Source organism: Paraburkholderia hiiakae, assembly GCF_904848665.1.
GTDB lineage: Bacteria > Pseudomonadota > Gammaproteobacteria > Burkholderiales > Burkholderiaceae > Paraburkholderia > Paraburkholderia hiiakae.
On record NZ_CAJHCQ010000016.1, the window covers coordinates 38,086 to 61,356 of the forward strand.

At 62.8% G+C, this 23,271-nt stretch carries 19 protein-coding genes and 1 pseudogene; 18 read left to right on the forward strand and 2 right to left on the reverse strand.

The genetic code is table 11. The features are described 5' to 3' along the window. Positions 1-42 precede the first annotated feature (42 nt). From JMY28_RS26490 to JMY28_RS26520, 7 genes are all read left to right on the forward strand, one after another. On the forward strand, positions 43-471 hold the full coding sequence (locus JMY28_RS26490; RefSeq protein ID WP_201698859.1) for a YybH family protein: 429 nt from the start codon (positions 43-45) through the stop codon (positions 469-471). Between the two features lie 574 nt (positions 472-1,045). Further along, on the forward strand, positions 1,046-2,014 hold the full coding sequence (locus JMY28_RS26495) for an AraC family transcriptional regulator (RefSeq protein ID WP_236597054.1): 969 nt from the start codon (positions 1,046-1,048) through the stop codon (positions 2,012-2,014). Positions 2,015-2,148: 134 nt separating this feature from the next. Continuing rightward, on the forward strand, positions 2,149-3,207 hold the full coding sequence (locus JMY28_RS26500; RefSeq protein WP_201698860.1) for an ABC transporter substrate-binding protein: 1,059 nt from the start codon (positions 2,149-2,151) through the stop codon (positions 3,205-3,207). 60 nt (positions 3,208-3,267) lie between these two features. Next, positions 3,268-4,086, forward strand: a complete 819-nt coding sequence (locus JMY28_RS26505) for an ATP-binding cassette domain-containing protein (protein ID WP_201698861.1) — start codon at positions 3,268-3,270, stop codon at positions 4,084-4,086. 11 nt (positions 4,087-4,097) lie between these two features. Continuing rightward, positions 4,098-5,381, forward strand: a complete 1,284-nt coding sequence (locus JMY28_RS26510; protein ID WP_201698862.1) for a sugar ABC transporter permease — start codon at positions 4,098-4,100, stop codon at positions 5,379-5,381. A 33-nt stretch (positions 5,382-5,414) separates the two neighbouring features. Next, on the forward strand, positions 5,415-6,143 hold the full coding sequence (locus JMY28_RS26515) for an SDR family oxidoreductase (RefSeq protein ID WP_201698863.1): 729 nt from the start codon (positions 5,415-5,417) through the stop codon (positions 6,141-6,143). 18 nt (positions 6,144-6,161) lie between these two features. Then, entirely contained in the window at positions 6,162-7,790 is a 1,629-nt protein-coding gene (locus tag JMY28_RS26520) for an FGGY-family carbohydrate kinase (protein ID WP_201698864.1), read from the forward strand. 25 nt (positions 7,791-7,815) lie between these two features. Here the strand turns inward: JMY28_RS26520 and JMY28_RS26525 are convergent, their stop codons facing one another. Beyond that, positions 7,816-9,084, reverse strand: a complete 1,269-nt coding sequence (locus JMY28_RS26525) for a multidrug effflux MFS transporter (protein ID WP_201698865.1) — start codon at positions 9,082-9,084, stop codon at positions 7,816-7,818. Between the two features lie 268 nt (positions 9,085-9,352). On the opposite strand from JMY28_RS26525, the gene JMY28_RS26530 reads away from it, so the two are divergent. The 3 genes and pseudogenes from JMY28_RS26530 to JMY28_RS26540 all read left to right on the forward strand — a co-directional run bounded on the left by JMY28_RS26530 (position 9,353) and on the right by JMY28_RS26540 (position 11,813). Next, positions 9,353-9,616, forward strand: coding sequence for a DUF6723 family protein (locus JMY28_RS26530; protein WP_201698866.1), 264 nt, complete (start codon positions 9,353-9,355; stop codon positions 9,614-9,616). A gap of 177 nt (positions 9,617-9,793) precedes the next feature. Then, positions 9,794-10,936, forward strand: a pseudogene (locus JMY28_RS26535) (cysteine desulfurase family protein); the annotation flags it as partial. Positions 10,937-11,006: 70 nt separating this feature from the next. Beyond that, positions 11,007-11,813, forward strand: a complete 807-nt coding sequence (locus JMY28_RS26540) for a sulfite exporter TauE/SafE family protein (protein WP_201698868.1) — start codon at positions 11,007-11,009, stop codon at positions 11,811-11,813. A 27-nt stretch (positions 11,814-11,840) separates the two neighbouring features. Here JMY28_RS26540 and gcvA read toward each other — a convergent pair whose 3' ends face one another. Next, entirely contained in the window at positions 11,841-12,749 is a 909-nt protein-coding gene (gene gcvA / locus JMY28_RS26545) for a transcriptional regulator GcvA (RefSeq protein ID WP_201698869.1), read from the reverse strand. Positions 12,750-12,927: 178 nt separating this feature from the next. Here gcvA and JMY28_RS26550 point away from each other — a divergent pair, with 178 nt between their 5' ends. The 8 genes from JMY28_RS26550 to JMY28_RS26585 all read left to right on the forward strand — a co-directional run bounded on the left by JMY28_RS26550 (position 12,928) and on the right by JMY28_RS26585 (position 22,941). Then, positions 12,928-13,731, forward strand: coding sequence for a hypothetical protein (locus JMY28_RS26550; RefSeq protein ID WP_201698870.1), 804 nt, complete (start codon positions 12,928-12,930; stop codon positions 13,729-13,731). Between the two features lie 153 nt (positions 13,732-13,884). Next, complete coding sequence (locus JMY28_RS26555) at positions 13,885-14,154, forward strand: MoaD/ThiS family protein (protein ID WP_201698871.1); 270 nt, start codon at positions 13,885-13,887, stop codon at positions 14,152-14,154. A gap of 22 nt (positions 14,155-14,176) precedes the next feature. Continuing rightward, positions 14,177-15,295, forward strand: a complete 1,119-nt coding sequence (locus JMY28_RS26560; protein ID WP_201698872.1) for a WD40/YVTN/BNR-like repeat-containing protein — start codon at positions 14,177-14,179, stop codon at positions 15,293-15,295. A gap of 768 nt (positions 15,296-16,063) precedes the next feature. Beyond that, on the forward strand, positions 16,064-18,403 hold the full coding sequence (locus JMY28_RS26565; protein WP_328809460.1) for a DUF2345 domain-containing protein: 2,340 nt from the start codon (positions 16,064-16,066) through the stop codon (positions 18,401-18,403). A gap of 4 nt (positions 18,404-18,407) precedes the next feature. Further along, positions 18,408-20,834 (forward strand): hypothetical protein, encoded by a 2,427-nt coding sequence (locus JMY28_RS26570; protein WP_201698874.1) that lies wholly within the window; start codon positions 18,408-18,410, stop codon positions 20,832-20,834. Positions 20,835-20,845: 11 nt separating this feature from the next. Beyond that, a complete protein-coding gene (locus JMY28_RS26575; protein ID WP_201698875.1) occupies positions 20,846-21,400 on the forward strand; it encodes an XAC2610-related protein in 555 nt (184 codons plus the stop codon). A 3-nt stretch (positions 21,401-21,403) separates the two neighbouring features. Then, positions 21,404-21,664, forward strand: a complete 261-nt coding sequence (locus tag JMY28_RS26580) for a PAAR domain-containing protein (RefSeq protein WP_201698876.1) — start codon at positions 21,404-21,406, stop codon at positions 21,662-21,664. Beyond that, positions 21,664-22,941, forward strand: coding sequence for a hypothetical protein (locus JMY28_RS26585; RefSeq protein WP_201698877.1), 1,278 nt, complete (start codon positions 21,664-21,666; stop codon positions 22,939-22,941). The genes JMY28_RS26580 and JMY28_RS26585 overlap by 1 nt, the downstream gene beginning before the upstream one ends. The last annotated feature ends 330 nt before the right edge of the window (positions 22,942-23,271 follow it).

Sequence of the window (23,271 nt, forward strand, 5' to 3'; positions counted from 1 at the left end):
GCCGTTCATCCGCCAACGCAACCTGGTTCAGGAGAAAACACAGTGGACAAAGCCGCCGATCCAATCCTGCAGGTCCTGCACGACTATCAAGCCGCGGTATACGCGAAAGACGTCGACGCGTTCATCGCGCTATATACCCCGGACATTCTGGCCTTCGACATGTGGGGCGCCTGGACGTACGAGGGCATCGCGTCCTGGCGCACCATGGTGGAGGGCTGGTTCGGATCGCTGGGCGCCGAGCGCGTGGTCGTGGATTTCAGTGAAGCGCAGACTGCCATGGCACAGGACCTCGCTGTGCTACACGCCTTCGTGACGTACAAGGCGGTGACTGTGGACGGCGAGGCATTGCGCTCGATGGACAATCGCATTACCGCAACGCTCAGGAAAACCGGCGATGGCTGGAAGATCTTCCACCAGCATTCTTCGTCGCCGATCGATCCTTCTACGACGAAGGTCATTTTCAAACGTTAGTCGCTGCAAAGAAAAATGCCCGGCACGCGCCCGGGCATTTTAAGCGGAACATGAAGGGCCACAGCGGTCCCTCATTCCGTTACTTTGGCGCTTTCCTGGCAGCCGTTGCCCGCGCAACGACCATCCCTTCGTCTCGATCACGCCGAAACGGCGCGCCTGAGCGATCAAGTTAGTCCCCGCAATTTCCGTTTCCGACGTCATAGGGCGATTTCGCATCGGGACTTTCCGTGCACGCACATCCCGTGGTGTGGCGGACTTCGGCCGCTTTGACCGTTCTCTGGTTTCGCTGTGGAGCGAGCGGCGGCAACAATTGCCGTTTTATCGGCGATTTAAGCGTTTCGGGTCTCGCCCACGAGGGCTGTTGCTATGCACAAAAGTTGACTTCCGGCACGCAGGGATGGGCCCAGGACTAACCCGAATGCAAGAAAGTATCAGTCTGCGGTCTGATTTTCAGTGGTGAATGCGTGCCGCGCCGGTTAATTTTGAGTCATGGCGGCGCGGCAGTTGAGTCAGGTCCAGCGTATGCGCGAGCAGCCGTCGCAGAACAAGAAAAACCCGTGCAGGAGGAGTCGAGATGCAAACCATTGGGGCAGCAGCGGCGCGTATGCACGCGCCCCGCGCCACACATTCCCAGCCTGACCTCGAACTGGTCGCCGTACCGCGCGACGAGTCGTTCAAGGTCTGGTCGCACGGCTATCCCTATCGGACGGTGCGCTGGCACTTCCATCCCGAGTACGAAATCCATCTCATCACCGCGACCACGGGCAAGTATTTCGTGGGCGATTTCATTGGCAGCTTTGCGCCCGGCAATCTCGTGATGATCGGCCCGAACCTGCCGCACAACTGGGTGAGCAGCGTGCCGCACGACGAACCGGTGGACGAACGTTGCCTCGTTCTCCAGTTCGATGCGGATTTCATCGCCCGCGCGATCGAGGCGTTTCCCGAATTCAGGCGTGTGGAGCCGCTGCTCGACGCGTCGCGCTGGGGGCTCCTGTTCACGCCGGAAACCGGCGCGGCCGCCGAGCCGATCCTGCGTGAGATGCTGGGTGCGCAAGGCATGCGGCGCGTCACACTCTTTATCGACTTGCTCGACCTGCTCGTGCAAAGCGTCGAACCCGCGGCGCTCGCCAGTGAGGCGTATCGGGCCGATCCTGCCCGCTATGCAGGCACGCGGATCAATCACGTGCTCGCCTTCATCGGCAAGAACCTCTCGCAGGAGCTGCGCGAAACCGAGCTGGCGGAACTGGCCGGGCAGAGCGTGAGTGCGTTTTCGCGCTACTTCCGTCGCCATACGGGCGTGTCGTTCGTGCGCTATGTGAACCAGTTGCGCATCAATCTGGCGTGCCAGCTGTTGATGTCAGGTGAACTGAATATCACGGACATCTGCTATCAGGTGGGCTTCAACAACCTCTCGAATTTCAACCGCCAGTTCCTGCTGCTCAAGGAAATGTCGCCTTCGCGCTGGCGATCGTACCAGCGGCTCAATGCCGCGAGCGCGGCCAGCAAGAGCGAAGCCGTGTACGGCGTGCCCGCGATCGGCTAGCGGATCGTTGCGTAAACGAGATTCAAACGCAGTGCTCATACCAGGTATTGCGGAGGATGAACTCACGCTTTCACAAGGCAGCACGGCAGCACCGGCAACCCGCCAGGCATTCAACCAAAAAACGGAGACACCCAATGACCCGAGTTCACACCCAACTGATCGGCGCCGCCGCACTCAGTCTCGCCCTCGCGGGCATCACGTCGGCTTATGCTGCGCCGAGCGGTACGGTCGCGTTCCTGATGCCCGACCAGGCCTCCACGCGCTACGAGCAGCACGACTTCCCGGGCTTCAAGGCCGAAATGGGCAAGCTCTGCCCCGACTGCAAGGTGCTCTACCAGAATGCGAACGCCGATGCCTCGCAGCAGCAGCAACAGTTCAACTCGGTGATCGCGCAGGGCGCGAAAGTCATCGTGCTCGACCCCGTGGATTCCACGGCTGCGGCCTCGCTCGTGCATATGGCGCAGAGCCAGGGCATCAAGGTCATCGCGTATGACCGGCCCGTGCCTTCCACGCCCGCCGATTACTACGTCTCGTTCGACAACGAGGAAATCGGCAAGTCCATCGCGCAATCGCTCGTTGCGCACCTGAAGGAATCGGGCGTTGCCGGGAGCAAAGGCGGTGTGCTCGAAGTGAACGGCTCGCCGACCGACGCCGCCGCCGGGCTCATCAAGAAGGGCATTCACGAAGGGCTGCAGGGCAGCGGTTACAAGACGCTCTCCGAGTACGACACGCCCGAGTGGGCGCCGCCCAAGGCGCAGCAGTGGGTGAGCGGGCAAATCACGCGCTTCGGCCCGCAGATCGTGGGCGTCGTGGCCGCCAACGACGGCACGGCCGGCGGCACCATTGCGGCCTTCAAGGCGGCGGGCGTGAACCCGGTTCCGCCGGTGACGGGTAACGATGCGACGACCGCAGGCCTGCAACTCATCATCGCGGGCGATCAGTACAACACGATCCTCAAGCCCAGCGAGATCGTGGCGGGCGCGGCGGCGAAGGTGGCCGTGGGCTTCCTCGACGGCAAGCCCGTGAAGGGCGAGACGACGCTCTTCAAGACGCCTTCGCAACTCTTCAAGCCGGCCGTCATCACGCAGAAGAACATCAAGGCCGAAGTCGTGGACAAGGGCTTCGCGAACGCGAAGGACCTGTGCACGGGCCGCTATGCCGATGGCTGCAAGAAGCTCGGCATTGGCGGCTGATATGCGTAGTTGGGCCCGGCACGCGCCGGGCCCTGAGAGAAACGAAGAGGTACCCATTTCATGACTGACGAATCTACGAACCGCGCCACGATACGCGGCGCGCCCGGCGAGCTGGTGCTGAGCCTGCGCGGCATCTCGAAGCATTTCGGCGCGGTTTCGGCCCTCACGGATATCGAGCTCGACGTGCATGCGGGCGAGGTGGTCGCCCTCGTCGGCGACAACGGTGCGGGCAAATCGACGCTCGTGAAGATTCTGGCGGGCGTGCACCAGCCGAGCGCCGGCACGATCACGTTCCGCGGCCAGCCGGTGAACTTGTCCGATCCGGGCACGGCGCTCGACTTAGGCATCGCGACGGTGTTCCAGGACCTCGCGCTGTGCGAGAACCTCGACGTCGTGGCGAACATCTTCCTCGGCCGCGAGTTGAGCCCTTACCGGCTCGACGAGGTGACGATGGAAGTGAAGGCGTGGACGCTGCTCAACGAGCTATCGGCGCGCATTCCCAGCGTGCGCGACGTGGTCGCCTCGCTCTCGGGCGGCCAGCGCCAAACGGTGGCGATCGCGCGCTCGCTGCTGCTCGATCCGAAGCTCATCATGCTCGACGAACCGACCGCCGCGCTCGGCGTGGCGCAGACCGCTGAGGTGCTGAACCTGATCGAGCGCGTGCGCGAGCGCGGGCATGCCGTCATCATGATCAGCCACAACATGGAAGACGTGCGCGCGGTGGCGGACCGCATCGTCGTGCTGCGCCTCGGCCGTAACAACGGGATCTTCTATCCCGACTCATCCAATGCCGAACTCGTGGCGGCGATCACCGGCGCGACGGAAAACGCGGTGTCGCGCCGCGCGGGCCGCCGCCAGGCGCAACAGGACGTCCAATGAAAGGAACGATCATGAGCAAGCCTATCCATGGCGCTCCGCAGCCTGAAAACGAGGACACCTCCAGGCCCGCCACGTTGCTCGACCGCAGCGACGTGCGCGTGAAGCATGCGAGCGGAATCGGCGAGAGCGTGTCGGCATTCGTCGATCGCGTGCGTTCGGGCGACTTGGGGTCACTCCCGGTCATCGCGGGACTCGTCATCATCTGGACGGTATTCACGAGCCTGAACCCGGTGTTTCTCTCCGCCGACAACCTCGTGAACATGCTGTTCGACTGCTCGACGGTCGGCGTGATTTCGCTTGGCATCGTCTGCGTGCTGATGCTTGGGCAGATCGATCTCTCGGTAGGCTCGATGAGCGGCTTCGCTTCGGCGCTCGTCGGTACGCTGTGGGTCAACGACGGCTGGCCGGTGCTGCTCGCCATCGTCGCCGCCATTGCGGTGGGCGCGGTGATCGGCGCGCTGTATGCGCTGCTGCTCAACTGGATAGGCATGCCAAGTTTCGTCTCCACGCTCGCGGGCCTGCTCGCCATTCTCGGCATGCAGCTCTACGTGCTCGGCTCGACGGGTTCCATCAACTTGCCCTACGGTTCGACGATGGTGAACTTCGGACAACTGATGGTCATCCCGCCGATCGTCTCGCATGTGATCGCGCTGCTGCCCGGTATCGTGCTCCTGCTGCTCGGCATGCGCACGCGCTCGCGCCGCCATGCGGCCAGGCTCTCCGCGCCTTCGGTCGCAGGCCTGCTCGGGCGTGCGGTGGCGCTGACCGTGTTCCTTGAAATCGTCGTGGCCTATCTCAACCGGGGCCGCGGCGTGCCGCTGATGTTCGGCCTCTTTCTGGGTCTCGCGGTCGTCATGCAATACGCGCTCACGCGCACGCGCTGGGGCCGCTCGATGCACGCCGTGGGCGGCAATCACGAAGCCGCGCGGCGCGCGGGTATCAAGGTCGGGGCGATCTATACGAGCGCTTTCGTGCTGTGCGCAAGCCTTGCCGCGATTGGCGGCGTGCTGACCGCGACGCGCCTCGCTTCAGCGAGCCAGCAGGCCGGCACGGGCGACGTGAACCTCAACGCCATCGCGGCAGCCGTGATTGGCGGCACGAGCCTGTTCGGCGGGCGCGGCAGCGCATGGTCTGCAGTGCTTGGCATTATCGTGATCCAGTCGATTGCGAGCGGCCTCACGTTGCTGAACCTGTCGTCGTCGCTACGCTTCATGATTACCGGCGCCGTGCTGGCCATTGCGGTGATCGTCGATTCGCTCGCCCGCCAGTCGCGCGTTTCGCATGGCCGCGCCTAAGGCGTTGGACCTGATTCAAGGAGAAAATCACCCATGTCTGAATCGATCAAGGGAAAGGTCGCCGCCATTACGGGCGCGGCGTCCGGCATTGGCTTCGCGTGCGCGCGCGCGTTCGTGGACGAAGGCGCGAAAGTCGTGCTGATCGACCGTGCGCAGGACCGGCTCGCCAAGTGTTGCGCGGAACTGGGGCCCAACGCGCTGCCGCTCGCCATGGATCTGCTCAACCCTGCGGACTATGCGGACATGCTGCCCAGGATTCTCGATCTCGCGGGCGGGCTCGACATCTTTCACGCCAATGCGGGCGCCTACGTCGGCGGCGAAGTGGCGAACGGCAATCCCGACGAGTGGGACCGCATGCTCAACCTGAACATCAACGCCGCGTTTCGCTGCGTGCATGCGGTGCTGCCGCACATGATCGCGCAGAAGACGGGCGACATCATTTTCACGAGTTCGGTGGCGGGCGTCGTGCCGGTGGTGTGGGAACCTGTTTACACGGCCTCGAAGTTCGCGGTGCAGGCTTTCGCGCACACCGTGCGCCGCCAGGTCGCGAAGCACGGCGTGCGCGTGGGCGCGGTGCTGCCGGGCCCCGTGGTCACGGCATTGCTGGACGACTGGCCCAAGGCGAAGATGGACGAAGCGCTGGCCCAGGGCAGTCTCATGCAGCCGAAGGAAGTGGCCGATTCCGTGGTATTCATGCTCACGCGGCCGCGCAACGTCACCATTCGCGACCTCGTGATCCTGCCTAACAGTGTCGATCTGTAAATACATAGTCAACGAGCCATGACGACAAATAACCAGGCTGGCGGCCCGCGCCATACCGTCGGCGTCGATGTGGGGACGGGCAGCGCCCGCGCCGGTATTTTCGATTCCGCCGGACGCATGGTGGCGTCGGCAAAACACGACATCACCGTGTTTCATGAGAGCGGCGCGATGGTCGAGCAATCGAGCACGCAGATATGGAACGCCGTGTGCCATGCCGTGAAGGAAGCGCTGGCGCAGGCCGCAGTCTCGCCGGAGAGAATCGCCGGCATCGGCTTCGACGCCACCTGTTCGCTCGTCGTGCTGGGCGAGGGCGGCCAGCCGCTGCCCGTTGGGCCGTCTGAAGTGGCGGAGCGCGACATCATCGTGTGGATGGACCATCGCGCCGTGGAGCAGGCCGAGCGCATCAACGCCACGGGCCACGATGTGCTGCGCTTCGTGGGCGGCAAGATCTCGCCCGAAATGGAAACGCCCAAGCTGCTGTGGCTGCTGGAAAACCGGCCCAAGGTGTTCGCCGCCGCCTGGCAGTTCTTCGACCTGACCGACTTTCTCACGTGGCGCGCCACCGGCGACCTGTCGCGCTCCACCTGCACCGTGACCTGCAAGTGGACCTATCTCGCGCACGAGCGGCGCTGGGACGAGAGCTACTTCCGCACTGTGGGTCTCGGCGTGCTCGCCGACGAAGGTTTCGCGCGCATCGGTCAGACCATCGTCGAGCCGGGCACGCCGCTGGGCAGCGGGCTCACGCCAGAGGCCGCCGCGCAGCTCGGCCTGCGCGCGGGCACGCCGGTGGCGACAGGCGTGATCGACGCGCACGCGGGCGGCATCGGCACGGTGGGCGCGCAAGGGCAGCCCGAGGCGTGCCTCGCGTATGTGTTCGGTACTTCGTCATGCACGATGACGACCACGCGCGACCCCGTGTTCGTGCCGGGCGTGTGGGGCCCGTACTACTCGGCGATGGTGCCCGAGGCGTGGCTCAACGAGGGCGGGCAATCCGTGGCGGGCGCGGCAATCGAGCGGCTGCTCACGCTGCATCCGCTCGCGGGAGAGGCCGCGAGCCGCGCGGCGAGCGAAAGTCAGTCGCTGCCGACGATGCTGGCGGGGCTGGCTGCGCAGGCTTCGGGCGGCCTCTCTGGCGCGGTGCGCCTCGCGCACGATCAGGGGCTGCACGTCGTGCCGGAATTCCTCGGCAACCGCGCGCCGTTTGCGGACCCGCACGCGCGTGCGGTCATCGCGGGACTCGGCATGGAGACGGACATGGAGAGTCTGGTCGCGCTCTATGTCGCCGGCATTTGCAGTATCGGCTATGGGCTGCGGCAGATCATCGAGGTGCAGGCCCAGGCGGGCGCGCCGATCGAGCAGGTGGTGATCAGCGGCGGTGCGGGCCGGCTCGACCTCGTGCGCCAGTTGCTTGCGGACGCAACGGGTAAGCCTGTGCTCGCCACCCATGCGGACGAGCCCGTATTGTTGGGTGCGGCCATGCTGGGCGGCGTGGCGGGCGGCCTGTATGAAAACGCGCGCGAGGCGATGGCCGCGATGTCGCAGATCAGCAAGGTCTACGCACCGGCCACGGGTGAGATCGCGGCGCTGCACGAAGCGCGTTACCGCGCCTTCACGCAGTTGCAGGACGTGGCGCGCGCGATCAGGTAGTCGCAGCGCAAGCGGCTCAAGCCGCTCAGGCCGCCTCGCCGCTGCGCTGCGCGAGCGCGGCGGCGGCGGCCTGACTCTGCGCGAGGTGCCGCAGCAGCTTCGTCACCATCAAAACAACGGTGAGCGCGAGCACCACGAAGAACACCGCGAGCGGCGTGAGCACATGCACGGACACAAAGCCGGCCAGCCCCATCATCGCCGAGGAAACGAGCAGCAGCGCGCAGCCCAGGATCGCGCTCGTCAATCCCGCAATGTGCGGGAACAGCGAATTGCCCTTCGCCATCAGCGTGGGATACATCGCGCCCGCGCACAGACCCATCACGAGCACCGGGGTGGCGAGCGTCCACACGCGCAGGCCCACCGTGAGCGCGAGCACGAGCATGACGATCGCCGCGCCCGCCATCACGCGCGCGCCCACGCGCAGCCGTTGTTCCGGGGTGGGCAGGCGCGGTCCGTGCAGGCGGTTCGAGAGGCCACCGAGGAAATACATCAAGCCGATGCCGAGCGCGAGATAGCCGAAGAAGGTGGGCGGCTTGTGCAACGTGTTCTGCACCATGAACGGCCCGATGATGTTGAACACCAGCAGGATGCTGTAGCACAGGCCCTGGGCGAGAAAGCAGCTCTGGAACACGGGGCTCGCGAGCACCTTGCCCGCATTCGCGATGAGCGTGCGCGGCTCCAGATGCACTGGCTGCCGCAAGGTCTCGCGAAAGCGCCACAGCAGCGCCCACATCACCAGCGAATAGACGAGCAGGAACACGAGGCACGACTTCCAGCCGAACAACTCCTGCAAGTGCGCGCCGATCACGGGCGCGATGATCGGCGCGAGCCCCCATGTGATCGACATATAAGTGAACGCGTGCATGAGCGCGGTGCCCACGAACGAGTCGGTGATGATGGCCTTGGCGAGCAGGTTGGTTGCGGCAATGCCGAAACCCTGCAGGCAGCGCGCCAGCACGAACGTTTCCAGATTCGGCGCGGCCAGCGAAAGCAGGCAGCCGATCGTGTAGATGACGAGGCCGAACGCCAGCACGCGTTTGCGTCCGAGGGCGTCGGAAATCGGCCCGAAGATGAGCTGGCCGAGTGCGTAGGCCGCCATATAGACCGACACGCTCGACTGGATCGCTTGCGGCGAGGTCGCGAAGTAGCGGGCCATGGCAGGCAGCGCGGGCACGTAGATGTCGATGGCGAGCTGTCCGGCGGAGGCGAACAGGCAGATCAGGAACAGCAGGAAGCGCGGCGAGTTCGCCGGGCGTGCGGCGGTGGCTGGATGTTCGGGCAGATCGTGGGTCATGAAAGCGTGAAAAGGGCGGATTCCGGTGCGGCGGTGCGGGAGCGTTCGGGCAGCAAGCATGCTCAAAAGGCGCGTTCGAATCACGAACACAGCGTCCGGCGCGGCGGCGTAGGCGCGTATTGTGCCCGTTATCGCTGATTTCCGTGCGACGCCGCATCGTGTGGGCAGGGAGCGGGCAAGGGCGGCCGTTTGACCGCAATGGCGTGCCGGGCGCGGCGTTTGCTGGGTATTGCGCATATCTCGCCCTGGATATTCGCGGAGTGCCGACATGCCAGAGAAAAGGCCGAAACCGGCCATGCGCCGCCCGACCACCGCGGAAGACTACGAAGTTTTCTGCGGCGAGCAGATCGACGGCGCGGGCCGCTACTACGGATTGCTGCGTATTCGCCGCAAGACCGATGGGCGGCTCATCTATCCGTTCGACGGCTGCCCGCGTCCGGGGCCCTGCGCGACGGGTCCGCTGGCGCGACAACAAGCCCTCACACTAGCTGACGAACTGATCCGCGCGGACATCGCAACACCCGAAGGGTGACGAGGCATCGCCCTCGGGTTTCGTGCATGGGGCCTGCCTGCCGAGAATTTCATTTCGCGAGAGGCCTATCGAGTAGAAATGGATACTCCTCCCTTTGGAGAATCCGCTTAATTTTGGAACCATTTTTCAGCGCCCGACGCGTAGCATTTTCGGAATTCCGTTGTGCGAGAAACGAAGATGAGCGAGAAGGGCGATTTGCGTTACTTTGACTATGCCGCGACCACCCCGGCGGACCCGCGGGTGATCGAGGCGATGTTCGGCTGTCTGGGTATGGAAGGCGACTTCGGCAATCCGGCATCCAGTTCGCATGGCGCGGGCCAGCGGGCGCGGCGGCTTGTCGAGCAGGCGCGCAAGGACGTGGCGGCGCTCATCGGCGCCGATGCCGAGGAGATCGTCTGGACTTCCGGCGCGACCGAGTCGAACAATCTCGCGCTCAAGGGCTACGCGGATCGCGCGACTCAAAAGCGCCACCTGATCACGAGCCAACTCGAGCACAAGGCCATTCTCGACACGATGACGAGCCTCGAAGCGCGCGGCATGGCCGTCACGCGGCTCGCGCCGAACGCCCGCGGCGAAATCACGGCCGAGGCCGTGGCCGCTGCGCTTAAGCCCGACACCGGGCTCGTGTCGCTCATGCTGGTCAACAACGAACTGGGCACGCTCACCGACGTCGCGGCAATTGCGCGCGTGGTGCATGCCGCGGGCGCCCTGCTGCACGTCGATGCGGCGCAGGCGCTCGGCAAGACACCCATCGACGTGAAAGCGATGGGCATCGACCTGCTCTCGATGTCGGCGCACAAGGTGTACGGGCCGAAGGGCATTGGCGCCATCTATGTGAGCCGCGAGGCGTTCGAGCGCATCGCGCCGCAAATGCACGGCGGTGGCCACGAACGCGGCTTGCGCTCGGGCACGCTGGCCACGCATCAGATCGTTGGCATGGGCGTGGCATGCGTGATTGCGCGCGAGGCGCTGCAGGCGGACAGCGAGCGCATTGCGCGTCTGGGCGAGCGCCTGCTGGCCGAGGTGCTCGCGTTGCCCGGCGTCACGCTCAACGCGGCGCGCGCGAAGCGCATTCCCCACACGCTGAGCCTCACGATCGATCTGCCGGGTTTCTTCCCGTTCCTGCTGACCGGCGACCTCGCGATTTCCTCGACTTCGGCCTGCAACTCGGCTGCGGGTACGCCTTCGCATGTACTCACGGCAATCGGGGTTGGCGAGGAAGCGGCAAACCGCACGGTGCGTTTGAGCCTCGGGCGCTTCACGAAGCCGGAAGACGTCGATTTCGCGGTGGACTGCATTCGCCGCGCCGTGGCGCCGTGTGTGCCGGCCACAGAGGCCACGGTGCCCGCTTGACCTCGCCGTTCAAAGTCATGCTGAACATCGACCCTCGATGATCGTTTCACTCGTTCTCGGCGCCATGATCGGCGCGTTGCTGGGACTCACAGGCGCGGGCGGCGGCATTCTCGCCGTGCCGGCCATCGTGGTGGGAATGGGCTGGCCCATGCAGCAGGCCACGCCGGTTGCCTTGATCGCGGTGGCGAGCAGCGCGGGGATCGGCGCGCTCGAAGCCTTCAGAAAGCGCCTCGTGCGCTATCGCGCGGCGTTCTGCATGGCGCTCGCGGGCGTGCCGACCACGTGGCTCGGCGTGCGCCTCGCGCAAGCCATGCCGCAACGTCTGTTGCTCGCGCTCTTCGCCGGCGTGATGCTGTTCGTGGCCGTGCGGCTCTTGCGTCAAACCATCGGGAAAAAGCGCGCGCTGCAGGAAGCGTCGCCGCTTTGCGTGGGCCGTATCAATCCCGACACGGGGCGCCTCGTCTGGTCGAAAACCACGGCGCTCGCGCTGGCGTCGACCGGCGCGTTGACGGGCCTGATGACGGGTCTGCTCGGCGTGGGCGGCGGCTTCATCATCGTGCCGATGCTGCGCAAGCTTACGAACATTTCCATGCACGGCATCGTCGCGACGTCGCTGATGGTCATCGCGCTCGTGGGCTGTGGCGGTGTGGTGGCGACGGTGCTGCACGGCGTGCCGCTGCGGCTCGACCTCACGCTCTGGTTCAGCGTCGCGACCGTCGCTGGCATGGTGCTCGGTCGTCACGTTTCGCATCGCGTCTCAGCGCGGCATACGCAGATGGGTTTCGCCGCCATCCTGGTGTGCGTGGCGTGCGGCATGCTCGCCAAGGTGGCGCTCGGTTACTGAGCGCAGCGCGTTGCGAGCGCGTGGCCCTCAACTGGCCTCGGCGAGAAAGAGCCGGATTTCGTCGGCAAGCCAGTCGCGCACAGCGCGCACTTTGGGATCGTCGCGGCTGCCAATGCGGTAGACGAGGTCATGGCCGCGCTCGGACTCGAGGCGCAAGTGCGGGAACGGCGCGACGAGCCGACCGGCCGCGATGTCGTCCGCCACGATCACGCTGCGCCCGAGCGCCACGCCTTCGCCGCGTATCGCCGCCTCGATTGCGAGGCTCCCATGGCTGTAGGCCGTGCCGCGATCGCTACGCACGCCGCTCAAACCCGCCAGCGCCAGCCATTGCTCCCAGTTCGCGAGCATGCCGCCCTCGTGCAGCAAGGTGCAGCGCGCGAGACTTTCAACCGAGGCCATGCCGCCGATCTTCGCCCGATAGTCAGCACTGCAAACTGGCGTCACGGTTTCATCCAGAATGCGCTCGGCCAGCACGCGCGGATAGCGCCCGCTGCCGTAGCGAATGGCGACATCGACGTCCGAGTCGTTGAGATCGACGTATTTGTCGGTCACGTCGAGGTGCACGTCCAACTCCGGATGGCGGGCCTTGAGGCGATAGAGGCGCGGCGCGAGCCAGCGGTTCGCGAAGGACACGCTGGCGTTGATCTTCAGACGCGTGACGTTGTCGTGCGTGCGCAGGCGCTCGGACTCCTTGGTCAATTCAGCGAGCGCGCGGTTCACGGCCAGCAGGAATTCGGCGCCCGCCTCGGTCAGGACGATGCGCCGCGTGAGGCGCTGGAAGAGCGCCACACCCAGATGGCTTTCGAGCGTCTTGATGTGGCGGCTCACGGCGCCATGCGTAACGTGCAGTTCCTGCGCCGCCAGCGTCATGCTGAGAAGTCGCCCTGTGGCTTCGAAGGCGCGCAGGGTTTGCAGCGGGGGAAGGCGGTCGAACATGGAGCAGGGTGCGTGCGGTACGCGTGAGTTTTGCTCACGCATTATATGACGACAAATGGTTTGTCAGCCACGTTGGCGCCCTTCAATATGGGCAGCAAGCCGCGGGACGTAACGTAACTCCTGTTACGCCAGCCGCGCATTCCTGAAAGTTGGCATTCTCCGCATTGCGTCGCTCATCATGGATCTTCTGCTTTTCAAACTCGTCGTTACGCCGTTGTTGCTGTTGGCCGCCAGTCTTGCTGCTCGCCGCTGGGGCGAAGCGGTCGGCGGATTGCTCGTGGGGCTGCCGCTCACATCGGGGCCGGTCTCGGTTTTTCTCGCGCTGGAGCACGGACCGGCGTTCGCTGCACAAGCCACGTCAGGCTCGCTCGTCGCCACGGCGGCTCAGGCGGCGTTTTGCGTCGCCTATTGCAGGGTGGCGGCGCGAGGGTGGAAGGTGGCACTGGCAGCGGGAGGCGCGACGTTCGCCCTCGTGGCCCTCTTGCTGCAATGGAGCGCGCTGCCGGCTCATGGGCTTTATCTCTTTGCCATTCTGGCCATCGCCCTTGCGCTGAACCTCATCCCCAACAAGCCGGCAAGAACCGCGCGCCTCACGCCGCCATGGTGGGATTTGCCTTCGCGCATGATGCTCATCGCCGGCCTCGTGGTGAGCGTGACGCTGATCGCGCCTTACGTCGGCCCCGAGGCGAGCGGCGTGCTCGCGTCGCTCCCGTTCATGGCGATCATCCTCGCCGTGTTCGCGCACCGCATGATCGGCCATGAAGCGGCGCAGCAACTGATGCGCGGCATGACCACGGGATTGCTGGGCTTCGCCTCGTTCTTCTTCGTGCTGAGCCTCACACTCACGCACTGGAATCTGCTCGCCGCTTACGGGGCAGCGATTCTCTGCGTGCTCACGATCCAGGCGATTTCCCTCTATCGCATGCGCTTGCCGACGCCGTGCCTGCACGGCAAATCCAAACCGGAAGGCAGCGCGCCGTAACGACTGGCGTTGCGTCCGGCGGGGCCGGGCGCGTTTGCTGCGCCGCATCGCAGCGCAGGAGCTTCCGGGGTACGGCAACGCCTCGAAGCCCGCGGCGGATGGCCTAAACTACAGAACCAGCGGATGCGGCCACTTCCGCGCCGCCGGCCCGCCATGGCGCACATCTTCTTCGCAGCCTCCATTCAGCGGCACGTCGCGACGCCCGAGCGCGAGATCGACGCGCGCACGCTACGCGAAGCGTTCGATGCCGTGTTTGCCGAGCAGCCTCGTTTGCGCGGCTATATCCTCGACGATCAGGGCGCGCTGCGAAAACATCTGGCGGTGTTCGTCGACGGCGTCAGGCTACGCGACCGGGAGCATCTGAGCGATGCGCTCGGCGAAGCGAGCCGGGTGTATGTCGTGCAGGCGCTGTCGGGCGGATGACAATCGACAGAGGGCAGACGAGATGAGCGATCGATTGCTAGTCGCAACCCGCAAGGGGCTGTTTGTTCTGCAAGCCGATGGAGCGGGCGGCTGGACGATCGGCGAACCCGAATTCGTCGGCGAGCCGGTGAGTATGGTGATGCCCGACGCGCGCGACGGCTCGCTCTATGCCGCGCTCAATCTCGGCCACTTCGGCGTTAAGCTGCATCGCAGGCGCGCGGGCATGGCGGACTGGGAAGAGTGCGCGGTGCCCGTCTATCCGCCACAACCCGCCGAGGACATTCAGGCCAAGGAGCCGGATGCATTGGGCCGTCTGCCCGCGCCATGGTCGCTGCAGCAGATCTGGTCGCTCGAACCCGGCGGCGCGGACGAGCCGGGCGTGCTGTGGGCGGGCACGATACCGGGCGGGCTGTTCCGCTCCGCGGACGGCGGCGACACCTGGGGACTCAACCGCGCGCTGTGGGACCGCCCGGAGCGGCGCGAATGGGCGGGCGGCGGCTACGACGCGCCGGGCATCCATTCGGTGATGGTCGATCCGCGCGACAGCCAGCATGTCACGGTGGGCGTGTCGTGCGGCGGCGTCTGGCAAACCGGCGACGGCGGCGCGACCTGGCGCATCACCGCCGAGGGCATGGAAGCGGACTACATGCCGCCCGAGCGGCGCGGCGAGCCCAACGCGCAAGACCCGCACCGCGTGGTGCAATGTGCGGCGAACCCCGATGTGCTGTGGACGCAGCATCACTGCGCGATCTTCCGCTCGACGGATGGCGCAGCGCACTGGCAGCGTATCGAAGCGCAGCCGTCGAGCTTCGGCTTCGCGGTCGCGGTGCATCCGCGCGAGCCCGATACGGCGTGGTTCGTGCCGGCCCAAAAAGACCAGTACCGCGTGCCCGTCGATGGCCAGTTCGTCGTCACGCGCACACGCGACGGCGGGCGCACGTTCGAGCGCTTCTCGAACGGTTTGCCGGCTGCACCTGCGTACGACATCGTGTACCGGCACGGACTCGACATCGACGATTCCGGCACGCGTCTCGCCATGGGGTCGACCACGGGCGCGCTCTGGACCTCGGACGACGGCGGCGAAAACTGGCAGCTCGTTTCTGCGCACTTGCCGCCGGTGTATTGCGTACGGTTTGGGTGAGGGCGTGGGGGCACTCGCGCCGGCTCGCGTCGCGACTCAACGCAAGATCGTTCAGACTTTCCGGAAAAGTGGTCGGCGTCGTGGTGCTGCGGGTTGCATTTCGTGTGATCCAACCGGCGCAGCCCAGCACGCTCACGACATCGGCGCGTCCCGAGGGCGGGGCGTTGCGGATTTCCGTTCAACACCATAAGGACTCCATACCGTATGGTCGAGCAGGATGGGTTTCACACAGCCTGGTCCAGCAATCAATAGCCGCGAGAGGAGCAGCGTAAGGAGCGCCTCCTGAAGCGCCTCGATCTATGCGTAAAAGATCCGTAGCTCGCCCCCGCGCGTCGCGTTAGGCCCTTTCGGCGTAATGCCGAGGAGGACGGCTAATAGCCGCGTCGCGTGAACCACGCGGTTCATGACGACCCACGTACCCGGGCGGCAAAAATCCTCGCGCAGTGGGTTCGCCGGGTTGTACGTGCCGGAGTACGTCCAGATCGCCTCGACAATCAGAAGCCGATTAATGGCCTTTCCCGCGAATTACCACGCAATTGCATCTCGAAAAATCAGCGTGTCGCAAAGTTATCTTTTTTTGACAAAAACGTGGGGAATTCCGGACGCCTTCTGGATTCGCTAATTGACGCGTTGATGGCGTAATTCCTTAATTGTTGTTTGCCTGAAATTGCGAATCCGGCGAGAAGTGTCAATCCGGCGGCTTCGCCTCGTTCCTATTAACGAACCGGGATGCGTATGAATGCTGTGACAAAACGTTTTACGGATACATTGCTCCACCCAAGCGCGCGCCTGACCCAGCGTCTAAGCCTCTGGGTTGGCGGGCTCGAAATTCCGCTCGACGTCGTCAAGTTCAGGGTGAAGGCGGGCTTCTGCCAGGACTATATCGTTGACGTCACGGTGACGTCGCCGGAACTCGCCATCGACGGCAAGCTCTGCGTGGGGAAACGGGCGGGGTTGCAGATCGACGAGCGTGCGACGGTGCCTTCGGCGAGCTATACCGAGCCCGTCGACCGTGAGGCGGCGACCTTCAACGGCGTGATAACGCGCTGGAAGCGCATAAGCGTGAGCCGCGACCAGGGCACATACCGCCTGCGCCTCGAACCGCGCTTCGCGGCCCTGCTCAAGCTGATCGTCCGATCGGATACGTACAAGGACGTTACGCTTCAGGAACTGATCACGCAGACCGTCGTCGACCGGAAGAATTTCGACGCCTTCGACGTGGAGTTCCAGATTGAGGGACTCCAGGAGAAGATGGAACAGGTGGTCATGTACGAGGAATCCCTCTACAACCTGATCACCCGTCATTGCCGCCGCAAGGGCGTTTTCTGGTTCTACAAGCAGGGCCGCAGCAAGGACGGGCGGCTCGACACCATCGTTTTCGCGAACAACCCGCGCGCTTATATCCGCTCGATCGACGTGCCCCTGCTGGACGCCTCGGGCCTGAACAGCAACTGGCAGGAGGCGGCGCAGGAGGTCAACGAGCATCGCAGGCTGGTCGCCGCAACGGTCGAGGTATGGGAGCGCAACTACCGCACGCCGGAGGACCCGCTACGGGCGACGGCGAACGTCTCCGGCGAATCGGAGGACCGCTCGGTATTCGGACAGATCAGTCGCAGCGCGGAATTCCACCTCACGCAGGAGCAGGGCGAGACGTACGCGCAGACGCGGCGCGACGAGCTGATCGCACGGCAGGCGACGCTCTCGGGTACAACCGACGCGAAGGGCGTCGCACCGGGCGTGGTCGTGAAGCTGACGAACGCGAAGCTCGCGAGCGCGGAATACGGCTTCGTGATTACTTCGATGGTCATGAAGGGCAGTCGCACGAAACCGGCGTTCACCCGCTTCAAGGCGATGCCAGCACACTTCGTGTACCGGCCCAGCTTCGTTTACGAGCGCGACTGGAGATTTCTCAATGGTCCGGTTGTCGGCGTCGTCACAACGTTTGATTCGGCGCCCTACGCGTGCCTTGACGAATACGGTCGCTATCCGGTCCTACCTAAATTCCTGCAAGGCTCGGGCAATACCGACAGACAACTGCTGAAGCTACGTCTGCTGCGTCCGTCGTCGTCGTATCAGGGCGGCTTTCACTCGCCGCTGCTCCCGGATACCGAAGTCCTGCTCGAAGCGGCCCACAACGACGTCGACCGAATCCATATATCGGGTGCCTTGCATGACTATTCTCATCCGGACGTCGTTCACGGTGCCAACGCAATGTTCAGCTACGCAATCTGGCGCTCGCCGCTGCTTGGCGCGGAGATTGTGTTTAACGACTTGCAGGGCAAGGAAAGCGCGCGAATTGCGACGGTCTACAACCAGACGGCGATGAACCAGGGGTACCTGCTCAACAGTAAAAAGCTCAAGCGCGGTGAGGGGTATGAGATCACGACTCAGGGATGGGGCACCACGCGCGCGGCGAAAGGGCTGTTCTTGTCGGCGGACGCGGCAGCGGGAGCCGATACGCCTCACCTCGAAATGCCTGCCGCCGTCGCGCAGCTCAAGGTGGCCCTCCAGCGCGTAACGGATCTTGCGGCGGCGACGACGCAGGCCGGGGCCGATCCTGCCGACCGCGCGACACAGGCGGCGCTTCTCGACGGGCTGAACCAGCTTCGCGAGGCGGGGCTGCTCGCGAGCGCCCCGGGCGGCGTGGCACTCGTCACGCCGAAATCGGTCCAGCACTCGGCGGGCGAGAACGTGATCGTCACGGCGGCCCAGAACATGGACGCCAGCGTCACGAAGCGGCTACGCATGGTAGCGGGCGAACTGATCTCGCTATGCGCGCACAAGCTCGGGCTGACGTTTATCGCGGCGAAGGGCAAGGTCCTGATGGCGGCACTTACGGACGGGATGGATCTTTTCGCGCAGAAGCAGTTGCGCGTCGCGAGCGAAAGCGCGGACGTCCAGATATCGGCCAAGTCGAAGATCACGCTCAACAGCGGGGGCGCTTCGGTCGTCATCGAGAACGGCAACATCACGTTCCATTGTCCCGGCGCATACACCATCAAGGCAGCTTCGTTTACCTTCGTTGGACCGGATAACGTTGCAACGCCGTTGCCGTCGCTGCCGAAGGCCAGCCTGAAGATTTCCGACCAGTATTCGTCGTCCCACTAAAGCCATGATTATCAGCCCTCCCTTTCTGCCCACATCGGGCCTGACTTCGAGTGACGCATCAAAGCCGGACCCCATGATGGACGTCGTCGACCAGTTCGAGATCGGCCATCACGGAGTCTATCCGGTCACTTTCGACCGGCGTTTTCACTGCGGCATTCATTTGAATCCTGGTGAGCAGCACGAACCGGTGCGCGCGATTGCCGACGGCGATGTGGTGGCGTACCGGGTCAGCAAGAACGCTATCTCCGATGGTGCGAAGGATGCCCAGGGGCAACCCCTGCTGAACTCGAATACCGGCTTCGTCCTGCTCAGGCACACAACCGATACGGGTGACGGGCGCACGATGACGTATTACTCGCTCTACATGCATCTGCTGGATATGACCGCGCAGGAGAACATTGTTCCGCAGCCGAACGATCCTCCCGAGACCGGCTCGGCGAACGCCTTGCCCAGGTGGCTGCTCGACACGGCAGGGGGCAAGGATGGGGTGGTCCAGCCAGGCGGCACGAAGAAGGTGTACCGCAAGGACATGCTCGGCTACGTCGGCCAGCATCAGGGCGTGCAGCATCTGCACCACGAGGTTTTCATGGCGGAAGCCGATTTCACGGCTTGGTTCGATCAGGACGGCCACAAGGTTCAGATTGGCGAAAAGAACCCGGTCCAGCCCCAGTCGGGCGACTACTGGGGGCACAGCTATTTCGTTATCAAGGGGCCGCTGGAGTTGTATCCCCAGCCGTCCGGGGATGACACCTGGTTTCCCCGGGTGCCGGGTGGATCGATCGCTGCAGGTGATACGCTCTATGTGGAGGCGTGGTTTAACCTGGGGCGGCGCTATACGCGCGCGTGGATTGACAAGGGTGGCAGCGGCAACGTGACACTGCTCACGTCTGATCCCATCGCGGACCCGTACGACAATGACACGAGGCAGTACGAGTACAACCTGTACCAGCGTTCAATGGCGCTATATCCTGCGTGTCCGAGCGATGGATATGAGCTTTTGCGCTTCGGGCGTATTCTTTCGATTCCAGTCAAGTTGGCGGAGCCTGTCAATTTGCCCGCCCCGATCGATGGGGCATTACCCGGCAACCCGCATCCGACAAACATATCCGATCAACGTGTGACTTGGATCGCGGTGCCGTTCGACGAGAACGGTACGCTGGGTTATGTCGACATTGCCCAGGACGCGGTCACGAAGCTGTCTGACGCGGATTTCCCGTTCTTTACGGGTTGGCAAAAGGTCGATGAGGACAACACGCCGTTCAATCATGACGGGCTGTGCGGATACGACGAGCTTTGCCGCTTGACTGGCGTAGAGGACCCGCAAGCGACTTCGGGCATGGTGCAGCCGCTCGAATACGACAAGAACAACGACAACAATGCCAACCAGCAGCTTGCCGGCTACATTCAGAGCACCGAGGGCGTGGGCGAAAAGCTCAGGGGGCTGGTATGTCAGGCGCGCAGTGAATGGGACCCGTCCAACAACGGCGACCGCTACAAGGATCTGAACGATCCAGACGGCTTCTTCGGCAAGCAGAAGGATACCAACCCCAATGGGTACACCAACTTCATTGATTTCCTGAGCAAGTTCCAGTTTCTGGACAAGACGCCGCTCGCCGGAAGGAAGCTCCGGTTTTTCCATCCGCTTGCATTTATCCGGCATTTTAGGAGGTGTGGGTGGCTAAGTGCGTCTGAGCTTACGCAGTGTATTCCGCGAAAGATTATTGATCAGACAAAGAATGGAGCGCATCAAACAATATATCCAACTTCTACCCTTGACTGGGGTATTGCGCACGGGCGGGCTGAACGTTTCGAGCGCGAGATTAATATCGCTTTGCGGAAATATTTGATTTCTATTAGTGGGTTGCGCACTGCCTATTTTATGGGGAATGCGATTCAGGAAACTATTTATTTAAGCCGTACTTCTGAGCTTGGTGGGGCGTCAGCGACATATGCTCCGTGGTATGGTCGCGGTGTAATTCAGCTAACTTTCGAAGAAAATTACCAGAGATATGGTGATTTTCGTAAATGGAGCGGCCAGCCATCGGTGTATCGTGATTCGCTTGAGACAGATTTGTCGAGGGCTTGTGATTCGGCCGGATTTTATTGGATTAGTTGTGCCAAACCTATCGCCAAAGTTCATAATATAAATATTGAGGCCGACCGGTTGCCAATTTTCACTGAGACAACATTGACGAATGTATGCTCTAACTATGACTACCACACAAAGTCATGTAAGGCCGCTATTTCGAGTATGCCGTTTAGAGCATGTTCTCAATTTGAAAGGTCGGCGCGTGCGGTGAATACTGGTAACCCGAATAGTACCGGAACGCTAATGGGGTTAATTCCCCGAACAAACGTGTTTATTGCTTCTGTTGCCAAACTGACCGATATTTTGGTTGATTATCCGGGCGCATATTCACAAAAGAAATGATTTGGTGACCTATGAAAATCGGAAAATATGTTGTTGCGATGTTATTCCTGCTTTCAAGTGCTGTGGCATATTCGAAGGATTTGTCAAGCGTTGTTATATCTAATGGTCGCGCATATGTAACAACTCCTATGGGGAAAAAACAGGCGATACTCGCGAGCGGTGCCACTTCCCAATTCGATGCAAAATTTATCGATTTGACCTTCAATGGATACGCTGATCTATTGATACTTAGAGATAGAGGGGCCAACCAAGAATTCTACAACGTATATCTTTATTCGAAGGAAAAGGATGCTTATATCTACGATAAGCAACTTAGTGATGTTCCATGTTTGAAAGTTGATAATAAGAAAAAAGAATTAGTGGGGCAGTGTTTCCATGAAAGTGCCTGTGAAAATTGGGAGGAATATTATTCTGTCTCCCCGGAAGGCCGTATTTCACTTGTCGAGCGTAAGGGAACTTACTGTGATCCAATAAGTGGTCAAGGTTATTCTTATTCCGATCGCTTTCGAAATAGAAAGAAAATTTCGTCGAAAGTTGTTCCTGTTGGTAATCAATCGGGCAACTAGGATATGCAATCTCCTATCCGCAAAGGCGACGAACTCGAACACGGCGGCGAAGTCACAGGCGGCTCGCCGTGGATGAACTTCATGGGCAGGCCGCTTGCCCGCAAGGGCGACGCGGCTCACTGCGCGCAGCACGGTCCGACCGTCATCGACGAGGGTTACGACGGATTCCCCGACCGCGACGGTACGGCGGTCGCCATGCACCATCACCGCTGCGCCTGCGGTTGTCGCGTGATCTCGTCGCTCCAGAACGTCGATATCGCGTAATGCCGGTCGATCTTTCTCCCGCAGGACGCTCCCACGCGTATCCCCGGCGGATGCGTTTCTGGCCATGGGCAGCTACTTGGTTCGTCTGCAACGTGTTCGGCCCGGTAGTCGTCCTGCTTGTGTGGCCGAAGGACGAGCCTGCGAGTGGGGTCAAGTTCTGGAGCTGGATTGTCGGGGCACCGAACGGGCTATTCCTCGTCCTGCTCGGTTTTGCTCGCGCGGTCTACGAGACGCTATGGTATCGCGCGTACTGGTGCAACCATCATCGTGATCGCTGGCTCGCGGACAAAGTCCGGTTCGCTCAACGTCCACTAAAGTTAATCGGCGCGGGCTACTGCCTGCCGCTTGGCGGAAAAAATCTGACCGATGTGCTGGCGCGCAAAAGGTCGATCCTCAAGGTGCAGGCACCACGGCACGGCCCCGGCAAGGTTTTGTGCAACCGCTTTGAAGATAACGACCCACTACTTGCTATCACCTCTAGCGTGAGTGAAGAGGACGGTGAGCAGGATAACTTAGCAATGCTGACGAAGGTTCTTCCCGCTACTCAGATGATTCGTGTCGCAATTGAGCCGCTGGCCGGGAGTATTCAGGCACTGACCCGATACGAAAGGCCATATTGGCCTCAGGTGCGCGTATTGGCCGAGCCTCAGATGTCGGACCTGCGCGTGACCCAGGTTCGCGACGCGTTGCGTCTGGCGGCACTACCACCGCTAGAGATTCAGGTCGTTCCGGCAGTCGATGGGCTGCTGGTGGCCGACGCGTGGCTTGATGCGCACGAATCACGCCCGCTTCTTCTCGTCGCGGCAGCGTGGTACGACGATGGCATTGAGGAGGGTCTGGCGGAGGGTTGCGCCGCGGTGCTGCTTGACGCCGGTTATTTCCGGCTTCCGCCAGAGGTCAACCCTCAAGCTGTATTGCACCGGCCCGTCGCAAGCATTGCTGCCAAACCCGAGTACGGTTTCGCGAATGCCGCAGTTTGGGGCAGAACCGACGCTGCGGCGGTGACAGGCGCCTGGATCACCAGCCCGGTTGCTAATTGCGACAAGGCTCTGGATGCCGCCGGATTTGTGGGTGCAGCAAAAGACGCTGCACAGCGACGCCTCGATCTTCTTGTCGGCGACCTTCGTGCGGCGAACGGCCTGCTTGCGATTGCCGCTGCGGTTGAGTCTCGTGTTGCAGATGGGCCGCAGCTCGTTGTCGATGGCCTTCAATCAGCCATTCTCCATGTCATCCCCGAAGATCAAACGCCTTCAACGCATGACGATACCCAAAAATAACCTGCTGAACATGCAACCTCAAGGTGCCTCCGTCGAAGAAGCCCCGAGTCGGGTTGCAATCTGGGGCCTACCTCTCGCTGTCCTGGTTCTTGCCTTTGCCGCTGTCCTGCTGGTCTGGTTGCAGAGCGAACGTCTTGGCGTTCCAGATGGCACGCCTCGCATGCTGCTTTTAGTCGGCATTCCGGCATCAGGTTTCATTATCGTGATCATGCATCTGGTCGCGATATCGAGCGGTGCCTATGCGGGTGCGGCAAGACTGCTCCGGCATGAAACAGGCGGGAAGGGAGCAACCTCAACGACGACGAAGCCGCTGAAACGCGACGCACGGCT

Coding starts and splice junctions, on each gene's coding strand:
- JMY28_RS26495 (WP_236597054.1), top strand. CDS start 1,046: ATGCAAACCATTGGGGCAGCAGCGGCGCGTATGCACGCGCCCCGCGCC.
- JMY28_RS26500 (WP_201698860.1), top strand. CDS start 2,149: ATGACCCGAGTTCACACCCAACTGATCGGCGCCGCCGCACTCAGTCTC.
- JMY28_RS26505 (WP_201698861.1), top strand. CDS start 3,268: ATGACTGACGAATCTACGAACCGCGCCACGATACGCGGCGCGCCCGGC.
- JMY28_RS26510 (WP_201698862.1), top strand. CDS start 4,098: ATGAGCAAGCCTATCCATGGCGCTCCGCAGCCTGAAAACGAGGACACC.
- JMY28_RS26515 (WP_201698863.1), top strand. CDS start 5,415: ATGTCTGAATCGATCAAGGGAAAGGTCGCCGCCATTACGGGCGCGGCG.
- JMY28_RS26520 (WP_201698864.1), top strand. CDS start 6,162: ATGACGACAAATAACCAGGCTGGCGGCCCGCGCCATACCGTCGGCGTC.
- JMY28_RS26525 (WP_201698865.1), bottom strand. CDS start 9,084: ATGACCCACGATCTGCCCGAACATCCAGCCACCGCCGCACGCCCGGCG.
- JMY28_RS26530 (WP_201698866.1), top strand. CDS start 9,353: ATGCCAGAGAAAAGGCCGAAACCGGCCATGCGCCGCCCGACCACCGCG.
- JMY28_RS26540 (WP_201698868.1), top strand. CDS start 11,007: ATGATCGTTTCACTCGTTCTCGGCGCCATGATCGGCGCGTTGCTGGGA.
- gcvA (WP_201698869.1), bottom strand. CDS start 12,749: ATGTTCGACCGCCTTCCCCCGCTGCAAACCCTGCGCGCCTTCGAAGCC.
- JMY28_RS26550 (WP_201698870.1), top strand. CDS start 12,928: ATGGATCTTCTGCTTTTCAAACTCGTCGTTACGCCGTTGTTGCTGTTG.
- JMY28_RS26555 (WP_201698871.1), top strand. CDS start 13,885: ATGGCGCACATCTTCTTCGCAGCCTCCATTCAGCGGCACGTCGCGACG.
- JMY28_RS26560 (WP_201698872.1), top strand. CDS start 14,177: ATGAGCGATCGATTGCTAGTCGCAACCCGCAAGGGGCTGTTTGTTCTG.
- JMY28_RS26570 (WP_201698874.1), top strand. CDS start 18,408: ATGATTATCAGCCCTCCCTTTCTGCCCACATCGGGCCTGACTTCGAGT.
- JMY28_RS26575 (WP_201698875.1), top strand. CDS start 20,846: ATGAAAATCGGAAAATATGTTGTTGCGATGTTATTCCTGCTTTCAAGT.
- JMY28_RS26580 (WP_201698876.1), top strand. CDS start 21,404: ATGCAATCTCCTATCCGCAAAGGCGACGAACTCGAACACGGCGGCGAA.
- JMY28_RS26585 (WP_201698877.1), top strand. CDS start 21,664: ATGCCGGTCGATCTTTCTCCCGCAGGACGCTCCCACGCGTATCCCCGG.